At 72.5% G+C, this 14278-nt stretch carries 13 protein-coding genes; 3 read left to right on the top strand and 10 right to left on the bottom strand.

Translation table 11 applies throughout. From position 1 onward, the window contains the following. Positions 1 to 14 precede the first annotated feature (14 nt). Positions 15 to 1538, top strand: coding sequence for a peptide MFS transporter (locus tag ACZ4MH_RS31820; protein WP_351596889.1), 1524 nt, complete (start codon positions 15 to 17; stop codon positions 1536 to 1538). Between the two features lie 132 nt (positions 1539 to 1670). After that, positions 1671 to 2612, top strand: a complete 942-nt coding sequence (locus ACZ4MH_RS31815; RefSeq protein WP_351596892.1) for an alpha/beta hydrolase — start codon at positions 1671 to 1673, stop codon at positions 2610 to 2612. 37 nt (positions 2613 to 2649) lie between these two features. Here the strand turns inward: ACZ4MH_RS31815 and ACZ4MH_RS31810 are convergent, their stop codons facing one another. The 6 genes from ACZ4MH_RS31810 to ACZ4MH_RS31785 all read right to left on the bottom strand — a co-directional run bounded on the left by ACZ4MH_RS31810 (position 2650) and on the right by ACZ4MH_RS31785 (position 8027). Then, positions 2650 to 4065: a hypothetical protein gene (locus ACZ4MH_RS31810; protein WP_351596895.1), complete on the bottom strand. Its 1416-nt coding sequence runs from the start codon at positions 4063 to 4065 to the stop codon at positions 2650 to 2652. Further along, positions 4062 to 5075: a hypothetical protein gene (locus ACZ4MH_RS31805; protein ID WP_351596898.1), complete on the bottom strand. Its 1014-nt coding sequence runs from the start codon at positions 5073 to 5075 to the stop codon at positions 4062 to 4064. Before ACZ4MH_RS31805 ends, ACZ4MH_RS31810 begins: the two co-directional genes overlap by 4 nt. Continuing rightward, positions 5072 to 6019, bottom strand: coding sequence for a COG1470 family protein (locus tag ACZ4MH_RS31800; protein WP_351596900.1), 948 nt, complete (start codon positions 6017 to 6019; stop codon positions 5072 to 5074). The genes ACZ4MH_RS31805 and ACZ4MH_RS31800 overlap by 4 nt, the downstream gene beginning before the upstream one ends. Before the next feature lie 50 nt (positions 6020 to 6069). Beyond that, positions 6070 to 6762, bottom strand: a complete 693-nt coding sequence (locus tag ACZ4MH_RS31795) for an LPXTG cell wall anchor domain-containing protein (RefSeq protein ID WP_351596918.1) — start codon at positions 6760 to 6762, stop codon at positions 6070 to 6072. A gap of 184 nt (positions 6763 to 6946) precedes the next feature. Further along, positions 6947 to 7447 (bottom strand): ATP-binding protein, encoded by a 501-nt coding sequence (locus ACZ4MH_RS31790; RefSeq protein ID WP_351596902.1) that lies wholly within the window; start codon positions 7445 to 7447, stop codon positions 6947 to 6949. Positions 7448 to 7655: 208 nt separating this feature from the next. Next, a complete protein-coding gene (locus tag ACZ4MH_RS31785) occupies positions 7656 to 8027 on the bottom strand; it encodes an STAS domain-containing protein (RefSeq protein ID WP_351596905.1) in 372 nt (123 codons plus the stop codon). Positions 8028 to 8289: 262 nt separating this feature from the next. Between ACZ4MH_RS31785 and ACZ4MH_RS31780 the strand changes: the two genes are divergently transcribed. Further along, positions 8290 to 9222, top strand: coding sequence for an RNA polymerase sigma factor SigF (locus tag ACZ4MH_RS31780; protein ID WP_351596907.1), 933 nt, complete (start codon positions 8290 to 8292; stop codon positions 9220 to 9222). 143 nt (positions 9223 to 9365) lie between these two features. Here the strand turns inward: ACZ4MH_RS31780 and hutI are convergent, their stop codons facing one another. From hutI to hutU, 4 genes are all read right to left on the bottom strand, one after another. Then, positions 9366 to 10532: an imidazolonepropionase gene (hutI, locus tag ACZ4MH_RS31775; protein WP_351596910.1), complete on the bottom strand. Its 1167-nt coding sequence runs from the start codon at positions 10530 to 10532 to the stop codon at positions 9366 to 9368. 121 nt (positions 10533 to 10653) lie between these two features. Continuing rightward, positions 10654 to 12018, bottom strand: coding sequence for a formimidoylglutamate deiminase (locus tag ACZ4MH_RS31770; RefSeq protein ID WP_351596921.1), 1365 nt, complete (start codon positions 12016 to 12018; stop codon positions 10654 to 10656). Further along, entirely contained in the window at positions 12015 to 13202 is a 1188-nt protein-coding gene (locus ACZ4MH_RS31765) for an allantoate amidohydrolase (protein WP_351596924.1), read from the bottom strand. Before ACZ4MH_RS31765 ends, ACZ4MH_RS31770 begins: the two co-directional genes overlap by 4 nt. 17 nt (positions 13203 to 13219) lie before the next feature. After that, a partial coding sequence (gene hutU / locus ACZ4MH_RS31760; protein ID WP_351596913.1) for a urocanate hydratase occupies positions 13220 to 14278 on the bottom strand: 1059 nt, incomplete at its 5' end.

Below are 14278 nucleotides of genomic sequence, written 5' to 3'. Positions count from 1 at the left end.
CTCAAGGATCGACCATGGCGTCCAGCCTGACGAAGGATTCCCCTGGGCAGGGAACCCCTGCCGGCGGCAAGACCTTTTTCGGCCACCCCCGCGGACTGGCCACCCTCTTCATGACCGAGATGTGGGAGCGTTTCAGCTTCTACGGCATGCGGGCCCTGCTGACGATCTACCTGCTGTCCGGCGGCCCGGACGGCAAGGGCATCGCCGAGGGCGGTCTGGGTTTCAATGCCGCGACCACCACGGCCATCTACTCCATCTACATGGCGATGGTCTACCTCCTCGCCATGCCCGGCGGCTGGCTCGCCGACCGGCTCTGGGGACCTCGTAAGACCGTGGCCGTCGCGGCCGTCGTCATCATGCTGGGCCACCTCTCGCTGGCCGGTCCGGGCCAGGGCTTCTTCTTCGCCGGTCTGGCGCTGGTGGCGATCGGCTCCGGCCTGCTGAAGGCCAACATCTCCACCATGGTCGGTCACCTCTACGACGGGCCGAACGACCCGCGGCGTGACGGCGGCTTCACGATCTTCTACATGGGCATCAACCTCGGTGCCTTCCTCGCGCCGCTGATCATCGGCACCGTCGGTGAGAAGCACAGCTGGCACCTGGGCTTCGGCCTCGCCGCCGTCGGCATGGGCATCGGTCTGATCCAGTTCCTCTGGGGCACCAAGCACCTGAGCCCGGAGAGCAACAAGGTCCCGACCCCGCTGACCGTCGAGGAGCGCAACTCCTGGCTGCGCAAGGGCCTGACCTGGCTCATCATCGCCGCGGTCTTCTACGGCGTGGTCACCTTCACCGGTCACTTCACCCTGAACTGGGCGATGATCCCGCTGACCGTGCTGGGCATCATCATCCCGGCCGCCGTGCTCTTCCGCATCAAGCGGGACAAGGAGCTCTCCCGGGACGACCAGAGCAAGGTCTCGGCGTACATCTGGTTCTTCGTCGCCGCCGCCGCCTTCTGGATGATCTACGACCAGGGCGGTTCCACAGTCCAGGCGTTCGGCACGACCAAGGCGTCCGGTCAGCTGCTGGGCATCTCCTTCCCGTCCACCTGGTACCAGTCGCTGAACCCGGTCTTCATCATGGCGCTGGCCCCGGTCTTCGCCTGGTTCTGGCTGTGGCTGAACCGCAAGGGCAAGGAGCCCAGCACGATCCTGAAGTTCGTCACCGGTCTGCTCTTCATCGGTGTCTCGTTCTTCTTCTTCCTGATCCCGCTGGCCATGTCGGCGAGCGGCACGCTGGTCAGCCCGATGTGGCTGCTGGGCATCTACCTCATCCAGACCGTCGGCGAGCTGTGCCTCTCCCCCGTCGGCCTGTCGCTGACCACGAAGATGGCGCCGCTGAAGTACGCCAGCCAGATGATGGGCATCTGGTTCCTCGCGAACACCGCGGGCGACTCGGTCACCAGCCTGCTGTCCATCGGCGGCGTCGACATGAGCGGCTCGCGCGCGGTCCTGGTCGAGGCGGTCCTCGCGGTCCTCGCGGGCTTCGCGATCTACATGTACCGCAAGAAGGTCCGCGGCCTCATGGGCGAGGTCCACTGACGGACCCGCTGTCACGAGCGGACGAAGGGCCCCGGCGCCACGGCGCGCCGGGGCCCTTCGCGTGCGCGGCCGTTCGAGTGGGGTGCGCGGACGGCCGGGAGGGCGGCGGCGGGCCGCGGTAACGATCGGAGTGTGTGGCGAGGGAGTGTGTGGACGGGGCTGTGCGGGGTGCTGGCCGCCGTGTGTCTGGCGGTTCCGCAGGGGGGCCGGGCGGCCGCGGCGCCGGACGCCGCGTTCAAGGGGACGTACTCCTACGGCACCCAGAAGCGGCAGACCATCGGCGCCTACCGCACCGCCGGCACGGACATCCGGCCGGCGGTGATGATCCTGCACGGCGGGTACTGGGCGCAGGACTCCGACTGGAGCGGCTGGGCCCGGAAGCTGGCGGCCCGCGGGTTCGTCGTCTTCGACGTGGACTACCGGCTCAACACCGACGCGCACTGGCACGCGCAGCGCACCGACGCGCTCGCCGCGCTGCGCTGGATCCGCGCGCAGTCGGTCCGCTTCCGGGCCGATCCGCAGCGGGTCGTGCTGCTCGGCTCATCGGCGGGCGGCCAGATCGCGGCGAACACCGCGGAGTACACCGCCGGCACGGCCGAGCGGCCGGCCGGGGTGATCGCGCTCTCGCCGGTGGCCGACCCGTACCGGGCCTGGCGGGACGGCGCCCGCTCCGGCGCCTCGGCCGCCCAGCGCCGGCTGCGGCGCGAGGCACAGAAGCTGGCGGGGTGCGATCCGGGGAAGGGGGCGAAGAAGGCGGCCTCCGCGGCTTCGCCGGCCTCCGTCGCCGCCGCGAAGTGTCGTGCCGTCTGGGACGACATGGCCGCGCGGACCTGGGCGCCCGGTGGGCCGGAGCGGCCCGGTGGGCCCGGTATGCCGATGCTGCTGCTGCACTTCGCGCACGACTTCGTGCCGGTGGCGCACTCGCGGGCGCTGGCGAAGGCCGAACCGCAGGCCACGGTGTCGGTCGTACCGGGCACGGGCCACGGCATGAAGGCCCTCACCCGGCCCGGGATCGAGCGCCGGGTGCTGGCCTGGCTCATGGCGCGGGTGGGGCGCCCGGCGGACCGCGCGTAGGACGTACGCGTGTACCGGCCGCCGGCCGCCCGACCGGTCAGCGCCGCAGGTAGCGACGCGGCATGAAGGTGAAGACGGCGCCGCCGAGCAGGATCACCGTGCCGGCGACCAGGCCGAGCGCCTGGAGGCCGCCGTGGTCGGCTGCGCCGGTCTCGGCGAGCCCGCCCGAGCCGCCCGCGGCACCGCCGCTGCCCCCGGTATCACCGCTGCCCCCGGTACCGCCGGTCGCGGCGCCGCCCGAGTCGCCGCCCGAGGACGTGCCGCCGCTCGCGCCGCCCGGCTGGGCGCTGGTGTCCAGCTCCAGTGAGACGCCCGGGTCCTTCTCAGGAGTACAGGTAGTGGTCGTCCCCATCGCCTTGACCGTCAGGACACCGGGCGTGAGCGTCGCCTTCCCGCTCGCACCGGGCTTGTAGGTGCCCTTGAGGTCGGGGATCTCGATGGGGTCGCCGGACTTGATCGGCTCCTTGTTGGCCGGGCCCTCGACGTGCACCGTTCCCTTGTCCGCGCCGCCCAGCTTCACCTCCATCGACGGCTTGACCGAGTCCTTGGGGATGTCGGCCGGGCTGTCCATCACGGACTTGCGGAACTTGACGGTGAGGTCGAAGGCGCCGCCCTTCTTGGTGCCGTTGATCTGCACCGGCGAGGTGGCCTTCTTGTCCCCGATCGGGGTCTTGCAGGCGTAGGGGACCTCGACTTCCTTGCCCTTGTAGGCGGTGCCGTCGGGGTCGCCGTTGCCGCCACCGGTACCACCGGAGGAGGACGACCCACCCGATGACGAGCCGCCGGACGCGGACGAGCCACCGGTCGAGGACGAACCACCGGTCGACGACGAGCCACCGGTCGACGACGAGCCGCCGGAGGACGCGCCGCCCGAGTCCGACCCGCTGCCGTCCGTCACCTTGATCGTGAGCGCGGGCTTCACCTCGCCCTTCGGCGCGCACTTGGTGTCCGTCGAGATCGGCTTGTTGACGTTGATCGTGTAGTTGCCGGGCGTCAGCGTGACCTCGCCCGGCTTCTCCAGCTTGAGCTTGCCCTTCATGTCGGGCAGCTGCATCGGGCTGTTCTTCGGGATCGGCGGGTTCTGCCGCGGGCCCCCCACCGGGACGTCACCGGTCTGCGCACCGCTCGCCTTGAGCACGCCGGCCGGCTTGACCGTGTCCTTGCCCAGGTCCAGTACGTCCGGGTTCTTGGAAGCGGCCTCGACCGTCTTCCACACCACCTCGACCTCGTCGCCCACCTTCGCCGTGGCCGGCGCGGTGATCTCGACCTTGGTGGTGCCCTGCACCGGATCCATGCCGGAGATCGGCGGCGGGATGCACTCGGTCAGGTACGACACGGTGGTCGCCGGGTCGGGGACCGGGGCCGCCGAGGCGGTACCGGACACCGCCAGCAGGCCCGCGCCCGCGAGCATCAGCGCCGTACCGGCCGCGGCCGCTCTCCTCCGTTGCCTCATCGCAGGGAACCTTTCGACGTCGGTCGCTCGGTGGGTGTGGTGACGGACGGTGCGGTGTCCGGGGTGAACCAGGGCAGGCCGGCCGGCGCGGCGTCCCCCGCCCCGCCCGGGGCGGTGCGGTCGCGCGGCCGTACCTTGTCGACGATCGCCATGCCGATGCGGAAGACCGCGGCCGGCACCACGACGCAGAGCAGGATCCAGAAGAGGGTCACGCCCCACGGCCGGCCGACCTGCCACGGCTGCTCGGCCAGTACCTTGCCGCCGTACCGCACGGCGACCGTGTAGTCGCCGTGTGCGCCGGCCGCCAGCTCGACCGGCAGCGTGACCTGGGCTTTCCTGCCGGCCTCCAGGGTGCCCCGCCACTGCTGGTCCTCCCACTGCGGGGCGAGGACGCCGTGCCGGGTGCCGACCCGGAAGACCGGGTTCTTCGCGGGCTCGGCGCCGAGGTTGCCGACCGTGAGCACCAGTTCCCGCTGCGGCGGCGCGCCGAACCAGGTCAGCAGGCCCGAGCTGCCGCGCAGCCGGGCGGGCGCCAGTACGGACAGCCGGCCACCGCCGGTCCGCTCGGGCAGCGGGGCCACCGGGTGCCCGGCGACGGTGAACGGGGCGTCCGCCGCCGCGGCCCGGCCGGTCACGGTGGCGACGTGCACGACGCACGGGCACGGCTTCGGCGGCTCGGCGACCGGCAGTTCGGTGCGGAAGCGGCCGTCCTTGCCGGTGGTGACGGCGCGCCCGTCGGCGTTGGCGCAGGCGTTGGTGCCGCCGATCATGTTCTGGCCGCAGATCAGCAGGGTGAGCAGCGCCTTCGGCCGCCAGCCCGTACCGGTGACGGCGATCGAGCCGCCCTTGCCCGCCTGCCGCTGGGACAGCTCGACGGCGGGACGGCCGTTGCCGTCTGCGGCGCGGGCCGTCCCGGCCGGGGGAAGGGCGACAAGGGCGAGGGCCAACGCGGCAACGGCCGCCGTCAAGAGCGCGATCCGCCGCCGGCCGTCCGTACGTACTCCGCTCACGCCGTCACCCCCGCCGTCAACTCCCTTTCCTTACCGCCCTCTTGGCCCGGCAAGTCGCCGTTCCCGCCCACTCCCACCCGGCGCCGCCGCCGCAGGAACCAACCCCCCACTACCGCGCCGCCCCCGGCGCACACCAGCCCGACCGTGCCCCACGGCACCGCCGTGTACGTGGCGCGGGCCGTGCCGTGCGCGCCGCCCGCCGCGGTGGCCGTGACGGTCAGGTCCACGGAGTCCAGCGCGGGCGGGTCCGGCCAGGTCTCGGTACGGGTGGTCCGGCGGCCGGGCGGCAGTTCGGCGGGCAGCCGGTGCGCCGGGCGGCGCAGGGCGCTGCCGAGCAGGCCGTCGGCGCGCACCGCGACCCGCGGGTGCAGCGTCGTGTTGCCGCGGTTGACCAGGTCGTACCGGATGACGGCCGCGCCGCCGCGGTCCGCGACGGACACGTTCTCGACGGTGAGGGCGGCCAGCGTCGGGCCGGTGACCCGCAGGTGGACCGGTACGGCCGCGGTGCGCCCGCCCGGACCCGCGGCGCGTACGGAGAGCGCGGCCGGGTGGTCCCCCGGTGCGGTGCCGCGCGGCACGGTGACCGTGAAGGGCACTTCGGCGCGGGTGCGCGGTGGCACCTTTACGGTCTTCGCCGCGGTGACGATCCAGGCGCCGGAGCCCGGGCCTTGTGCGGCGGTTCCGGTAGCGCGGGACGACCGCCCGGTCGCCGTCGTGCCGCGCACCGTGAACGTCCGCGTGTCATCCGTGGGGTTGGTGAGCGCGAGCCGGTCGGACAGGACGCTGCCGGGGTCACCCTCCAGGTAGAAGTACGGGCGCGCGTGCGCTCCCGCGGGCGCCGCGCGCCAGCCGCCCGTCGTCGCGGCGGACGGTGGTGCGCACGGCAGCGTGGCGGCGGTCAGCGCGGCCGCGCCCGCGGCCACGGCACGGATACGGCAGGGCATCGGCGGCTCCCGGAGCTCGTACGGGCTCGTCCTCGTGCGGCGCCCGCGGCTCAGGCCCGCTGCTGCCGGCGGCGGGTCAGCCAGAGCGTGCCGGCGGCCCCGGCGAGCAGCACCGTGCCGCCGAGCGTGCCCAGCGCGATGGCGTCGTCGGCGGGCCCGGTCTGCGGCAGTTCGCCGCCCGGCGCCGCCGGTCCGCCGCTGCCGCCGGTGCCTTTGACGTCCAGGGAGAGAGCGGGCTTCGGGTCGTTGCCGGGCGTGCAGGTCGTGGTCGTGCCGAGCGCCTTGATGGTGAGCGTGGAGGCCGTGAAGGTGACCTTGCCGCTCTTCTTGGGCGTGTACGTACCGCTCAGATCGCTGATCTTGATGGGGGTGTTGGCGGGGATCGCCTTGTCGTTGGGCGGACCGCTCACCGGTACGTCACCGGTCTCGGCGCCGCCCAGCTTGATCAGCGCGCTCGGTTTCATCGCGCCCTTGCCCAGCTCGACGGGGCTGGAGGAGACGCCCTTCTGGAAGGACATCAGGAGCTTGTAGCCGTCGCCGGACTTGGTGGACTTGATGTCGATGGGCGAGACGGCGCCCTTGTTCCCGATCGGCGTCTTGCACTGGTAGTCGACGTCGACGACCTCGGCGTGCGCGGCGGGGGCCGCGAAGAGCACCGACGCCGCCGCCGTGAGCAGCACGGCCGCCGCCGGTCCTGCCGGGCTCGTGCGGCGCCGGCTGCGCTGGGCGTTGAAGCGGGCCACCTCGATCTCCCCTTCTCCCGGTGAGCGCACCGCCGGAAGTTACTGACGGCACATCAGATTGGGCGTCAAGGTACGCCGGGGGCCTCGGAGAGGGAAGAGAGAGCACACAAGGAAAGCCGCCCCTCGGGGCGGCACGGGCGGTACGGGAAGGCGGCGGCCCGGCTCCGGCACACCGCCCACCCTCCTACGAGGGTGCGGCGAGCTCCGCCCACACCGTCTTGCCGGCACCGTCGGCGTTGCGGACGACTCCCCAGTCCAGGCAGAGCCGCTGCACGATGAACATGCCGTGGCCGCCGGGGCGGCCGGCGCGGTGCGGGGTGCGGGGTGCGGGCGAGCCGGTCCCCAGGTCGGTGACCTCCAGGCGCAGCACCTTGGCGTTGCAGCGCAGCCGCAGCTCCTCCGGGCCCTCGGCATGCAGGCAGGCGTTGGTGACCAGCTCGGAGACGACGAGCAGGACGTCCTCGGCGGCGGCGCGCTGATCGGCGCCCGCGGCCGGCAGCCAGCCCCAGTCGTGCAGCGCCTGCCGGGCGAAGTCACGGCCACGGGCGACAGCGCCACGGGCGCCCGCGAGACGCAGCCTGCGGACCTGACCGGCCGGGGCGAGGGCCGGGGAGACGGCGGCGGCGCCGGCGTTCCCCGGGTCCGGGCCCAGATCGCCCGGCGGGTACGGCCGGGTGGTGCTCATCAGCGCTTCACCTCACCGATTCGCCTTTTCACGGATTACGGATACCTGACGGGTTCAAGAAGATTCAGATGTCTCCTGCCCGGACGGGCCGTGAGAACACCCACTTCTTGGGGACGGAAGTTGTGATGGAGCCGACGTGATCGGAAAACGTCACCGGAAGGGGGCCTTCCGGAGCTCCTCCGCCACTGCCGCCCCCTGTGCATCCGGCTCAGCCGGCGGCCAGTGCCGCGTCGACCGTGTCGTGCACCGTGAAGACCGCGTCGGCGCCGGTGATCTCGAAGACCCGGGCCACCACCGGCTGCATCGCCGCCAGGTGCACCCCGCCGCCTTCGGCCTCCACCTTCAGCCGGGCCCCCAGCAGGACGTTCAGCCCCGTGGAATCCATGAACTCCAGTTGCGAACAGTCCACGATCAGTCGCACATAGCCATCGTCCGCACAACTGTCGAGTGACTCGCGCAACAACTCCGCGGTGTGGTGATCCAACTCACCCGCCGCGGCGACGACCGCACTGGCGCCGTGATGGCGGACCCCGACGTGGAGCCGTCCCCGGCTTGCACTGCCGACCGTCCCACGGTCCATGCGCGCGCACCCCTCTTGCTGTCTCGGCGTCTGGATTTGCTTACGACTGCGCACGTCGAAGCCTACGCCTTTGACACGCGGGCTGGTACCCAAACACCAGGCGTACTAACACAAATACGGACAACACGCACTTGCCATCTTCAGGTGAACCCGGGTAGGCGTATAAGGAACACATTCGACTCGGCCGGCTTTGGAGGCGCCGCAGACCGCAGCTTCACGCACAGGCATCGGCAGCCATATGCCGAGAACGATGGAGGACACCATGTCACCCCGGCTCGACGAAGTGCGCACCGACCAGACCACGGACAACGCGTCGTCGACATCCCTGTCCGAACAGATCCCTGCCCAAGCCCTGCCGATCGATGCGACCGAATTCCCCGGGATGCCGGAGATCGACGGCCTGCCCGAGATTCCGCCGTACGACGAGGTCGGACCGGTGGACGCGCGGGCGCTCTCCAAGACGCTCTTCGGGCGCCTGGAGACGCTGGAAGAGGGCACGCACGAGTACGCATACGTCCGCAACACCCTGGTAGAGCTCAACCTCGCCCTGGTGAAGTTCGCGGCCTCCCGGTTCCGCTCGCGCAGCGAGCCGATGGAGGACATCGTCCAGGTCGGCACCATCGGCCTGATCAAGGCGATCGACCGCTTCGAACTGGACCGCGGCGTAGAGTTCCCCACCTTCGCCATGCCGACCATCGTCGGCGAGATCAAGCGTTTCTTCCGCGACACGAGCTGGTCGGTACGGGTCCCGCGGCGCCTTCAGGAGCTGCGCCTGGACCTGGCCAAGGCCGGTGACGAGCTGGCGCAGAAGCTCGACCGCGCACCCACCGTGAGCGAGCTGGCCGCGCGCCTGTCCATCACCAAGGACGAGGTCGTCGAGGGGATGGCCGCGAGCAACGCGTACACCGCGAGCTCGCTGGACGCCCAGCCGGAAGAGGACGACACCGAAGGTGCGCTGGCGGACCGCATCGGCTACGAGGACCACGGACTCGAAGGCATCGAGTACGTCGAGTCCCTGAAGCCGCTGATCGCAGAGCTCCCGCCGCGCGACCGCAAGATTCTTTCCCTCCGCTTCGTCGCGAACATGACGCAGTCGGAGATCGGCGAGGAGCTGGGCATCTCGCAGATGCACGTCTCCCGCCTGCTGTCCCGCACCTTGGTCCGGCTCCGCAAGGGCCTGATGATCGAGGAGTGAGCCGCCGCGGTCACGGCGTCCCGTACGGCTGACCGCGCGGAGGAGGGCCGGCCCCGAGTACCTCGGGGCGGGCCCCCTTTCGCTTTTCCGGGCCGTTCAGCGGCCCCCTGAGGGTTTTCCGCCTGCCGGCACTCCCAGGACGCTCAGACGGCGCGTACGCCCGCTCGCCACACCTCTGTGACCAGGGGCACGCCCGGGCGGTACGCGAGGTGGACGTGGGACGGCGCGTCGAGGAGGGCCAGGTCGGCCCGGGAGCCCGGCGTGATGCGGCCGACGTCGGTCCGGCGCAGGGCCCGCGCGCCGCCCGCCGTCGCGGACCAGATCGCCTCGTCGGGGGTCATCTTCATGTCGCGGACGGCGAGCGCGATGCAGAACGGCATCGAGGACGTGAAGGACGAGCCCGGGTTGCAGTCCGTGGAGAGCGCCACGGTGGCGCCCGCGTCGAGCAGCCGGCGTGCGTCGGGCCACTCGGCGCGGGTGGAGAACTCCGCGCCCGGGAGCAGCGTCGCGACCGTGTTGCCCTGGGCCAGCGCGTCCACGTCGGCGTCCGTCAGGTGCGTGCAGTGGTCGGCGGAGGCCGCGTCCAGCTCGACGCCCAGCTGCACGCCGGGCCCGTAGGAGAGCTGGTTGGCGTGGATGCGGGGCAGCAGGCCGCGCTCCTTGCCCGCCGTGAGGATCGCGCGGGCCTGGTCGCCGTCGAAGGCGCCCTTCTCGCAGAAGACGTCGATCCAGCGGGCGTGCGGGGCGCAGGCGTCCAGCATCGGGCCGGTGACGAGGTCCACGTAGGCGGCCGGGTCCTCGGCGAAGTCCGGGGACACGATGTGCGCGCCGAGGTAGGTGACCTCGTCGGTGTGCGCGGCGGCGATGCGCAGGGCGCGGGCCTCGTCCTCGACCGTGAGGCCGTAACCGGACTTGGTCTCGAAGGTGGTGGTGCCCTGGCGCAGCGCCTCCGCCATGTAGTGCGCGACGTTGGCGGAGAGCTCGTCGTCGGTGGCGGCCCGGGTCGCGGCGACGGTCGTACGGATGCCGCCGGCCGAGTACGCGCGCCCCGACATCCGGGCGTTGAACTCCTGCGTGCGGTCGCCGCCGAAGACCAGGTGGGAGTGGGAGTCGACGAAGCCGGGGATGGCGGCCCTGCCGCCCGCGTCGTGGACGGTGTCGGCGGCCGGCGCGCGGCCGCTGGGCCCCACCCAGGCGACCCGGTCGCCCTCGATGACGACGGCGGCGTCCTCGATCAGGCCGATCGGGCCCGCGCCGAGCGACGGGTCGTTGGTGACCAGACTGCCGATGTGCGTGATGGCGGTGGACATGGTCGGTTGCGGTTCCTCTCGGAGGTGGGTGCTCCTGTACGCGGCGGAGCTCCCGCGGGCGGTGCTCCGTTACATGCGCGGGCCCCGTACCCCCGGGGGCGGGGACACGGGGCCCGCGTGGTCAGGCGCGCAGGTCGTCGATGGCCGCGGCCAGCGCTGCGGGGACGTCGGGGACGAGGGTGTGCGCGCCGTCGCGTACGACCTGGCGGCCGCCGACGACGGTGTGCCGGACGTCGGCGTTGGTGGCGGCGAAGACGGCCGTCTCGGCGCCCAGCCGGGGCAGCGGCCCCGCCGTACGGACGCTGTCCAGGGCGATCGTGGTGAAGTCGGCGAGCGCGCCGGTGCGCAGCGCGCCCGCGTCGTGCCAGCCGAGCGACCGGTGGCCGTCGGCGGACGCGGCGCGCAGCAGCGCGGCGGCGGTCCAGTGGCCCCGCGTACGGGTGCGCAGCCGCTCGTCCAGCTCCATCGCCCGCGCCTCCTCGAACAGGTCGATGACGGCGTGGCTGTCGCTGCCGAGCGAGAGCGGGGAGCCCGCTTCCTGCACGGTGGCGGCCGGGCCGATGCCGTCGGCGAGGTCCCGCTCGGTGGTGGGGCACATGCACACGCCGGTGCCCGAGCCGCCGAGCAGCCGGATGTCGTCGTCGGTGAGGTGGGTGGCGTGCACGGCCGTCGTACGCGGCCCGAGCACGCCGTGGTCGGCGAGCAGCCGGGTCGGCGTGCAGCCGTGCGCCGCCCGGCAGGCGTCGTTCTCGGCGGTCTGCTCGGAGAGGTGGACGTGCAGCGGCGCCTCCCGGTCCGCCGCCCACTGCGCGACGGTGGCCAGCTGCCCTGCGGGCACGGCCCGCACGGAGTGCACGGCGGCGCCGATACGGGCGTGCGCGCGGCCCTCCTTGAGCTGCCCGGCGCGCTCGGCCCAGCCCTGCGCGTCGCCGTCGCTGAAGCGCAGCTGCTGCCGGTTGGGCGGCTCGCCGAAACCGGACGAGAGGTACGCGGTGTCCAGCAGCGTGATGCGGATGCCGGCCTCACCGGCGGCCGCGATCAGCGCCTCGCCCATCGCGTTCGGGTCGGCGTAGCGGCCGCCGCCGGGCGCGTGGTGCAGGTAGTGGAACTCCCCGACGCAGGTGATCCCGGCCAGCGCCATCTCCGCGTACACGGCGCGGGCCAGCGCGTGGTAGCTGTCGGGTGTGAGCTGCGCGGCGGTCGTGTACATCACCTCGCGCCAGGTCCAGAACGTGCCGCTGCCCACCTGCACGGTGCCGCGCAGCGCGCGGTGGAAGGCGTGCGAGTGCGCGTTGGCCAGGCCCGGGAGCGTCAGCCCGCGCAGTATTTCGGCGCCGGGCGGCGGGGCCTCGACGCCGGTGCGGACGGCGGTGATCCGCCCGTCCCCGCCCGCGGCGGAGCCGCTGATGGACACGGTCACGACCACCCCCGGCTCGACATGAGAGCCGAGCCAGGCGTGCTCCAGCCAGTACGTCGTCGGCGTCAGCTGCACGCCAAACCCTCCAGTACGTCGGCGAGTGCGCGGACCCCCGCGACGCAGTCGTCCTCCGCCGCGTGCTCGGCGGGCGAGTGCGAGACGCCGGTGGGGTTGCGTACGAACAGCATGGCGGTCGGGACAGTGGCGGACAAAATACCCGCGTCGTGTCCCGCGCCCGTCGGCAGCACGGGCACGCCGCCGAGCGTCTTCGCGAGCCGGTCCCGCAGGTCGTGCGCGAACTCCACGACCGGCGTGAAGGACTCCCGGGTGACGCTGACGTCCACCCCGTCGCCCCGGCCCCGCTCGGCCGCGGCCCGCTCGATCCCGCCGACCACCGCGTCCAGCGTCTCCTGGTCGGCGGCGCGCGAGTCCAGCCAGCCGCGGACGAGGGACGGGATGGCGTTGACGCCGTTCGGCTCGACGCCGACCTTCCCGAAGGTGGCCAGCGCGCCGTGCCGCGCGGCGTACTCGCGCGCGGCGAGCACGGTCTGCGCGTACGTGAGCATCGGGTCCCGGCGGTCTTCGAGGCGCGTCGTACCGGCGTGGTTGGCCTCGCCCCGGAAGTCGAACCGCCAGCGGCCGTGCGGCCAGATCGCGGACGCGACACCCACCGGGTCGCCGGAAAGGTCCAGCGCCCGGCCCTGCTCGACGTGCAGTTCGACGAACGCGCCGATGCGGGCAAGACGCTCGTCGTCGGCGCCGATGGCCTCCGGGTCGTATCCGGCACGCTCCATGGCCTGCGGGAGCGTGACGCCGTCGGCGTCCGTCAGCCGGTGCGCCTTGTCCACCGTCAGCTGCCCGGCGGCGAGCCGCGACCCGACACAGGCCAGCCCGAACCGGGCGCCCTCCTCGTCACCGAAGTTGGTGATCGCCAGCGGCCGCGCGAACTCCGCTCCCCTCCCGCGGAGTTCGTCCAGCGCGGCGAACGAGGACACCACGCCCAGCGGGCCGTCGAAGGCGCCGCCGTCCGGTACGGAGTCCAGGTGCGACCCGGTGACGACGGCGTCCCCGGCGGCCGGGTCGCCGAGCCAGGCCCACTGGTTGCCGTTCCGGTCGACCTCGTACGCCAGGCCGCGGGCCTCCGCCTGCCCCCGGAACCAGGCCCGGCAGTCGGCGTCCGCGCCGGTCCAGGCGTAGCGGCGGTAACCACCGCTCTCGGCGTCACGGCCGAGGGGCAGCAGGTCCCGCCACATCTCGTGGAACGAAGTACTCACTTCTCGCCGCCTTCGCGCATGGGGACGCGGACGCCGCGCTCGGCGGCGACGGATTCGGCGATGTCATATCCGGCGTCCACGTGCCGGATGACGCCCATGCCGGGGTCGTTGGTCAGCACGCGCCGCACCTTCTCGCCCGCCAGCTTCGTGCCGTCGGCCACCGAGACCTGACCCGCGTGGATGGAGCGGCCCATGCCGACCCCGCCACCGTGGTGCAAGGAGACCCAGGACGCGCCGGAGGCCACATTCACCATGGCGTTCAGCAGCGGCCAGTCCGCGATCGCGTCCGAGCCGTCCAGCATCGCCTCGGTCTCGCGGTAGGGGGAGGCCACCGAGCCGCAGTCGAGGTGATCCCGGCCAATGGCCAGCGGCGCCTGGAGTTCCCCGGAGGCGACCATGTCGTTGAAGCGCTCACCCGCCTTGTCGCGCTCGCCGTAGCCCAGCCAGCAGATCCGCGCCGGCAGGCCCTGGAAGTGGACGCGCTCGCCCGCCATCTTGATCCAGCGGTGCAGCGACTCGTTCTCCGGGAACAGGTCCAGGATCGCCTTGTCGGTCTTGTGGATGTCCGAGGCCTCACCCGACAGGGCGGCCCAGCGGAAGGGGCCCTTGCCCTCACAGAACAGCGGGCGGATGTAGGCCGGGACGAAGCCGGGGAAGGCGAACGCCCGGTCATACCCGGCGAGGTGGGCCTCGCCGCGGATGGAGTTGCCGTAGTCGAAAACCTCCGCGCCCGCGTCCATGAAGCCGACCATCGCCTCGACATGCTTGGCCATCGACTCGCGGGCGCGGGTGGTGAACCCGGCCGGGTCCTTCGCCGCGTACGACTGCATCTCATCGAAGTCCACGCCCACCGGCAGATACGCCAGCGGGTCATGCGCCGAGGTCTGGTCGGTGACGATGTCGATCGGCGCACCCTCGGCCAGCATCCGCGGCAGCAGCTCCGCCGCGTTGCCCAGCAAGCCGATGGACAGCGGCCTGCGCTGATCACGCGCCTCGGTAGCCAGCTGCAGCGCGTGCTCCAGACTGTCGGCGCGCACGTCCAGGTAGCGGTGCTC

The sequence above is a fragment of the Streptomyces sp. NPDC026301 genome (assembly GCF_055567935.1).
Note: the sequence above shows the minus strand (reverse complement) of the source record. Positions and strands in the feature narration are given on the sequence as shown.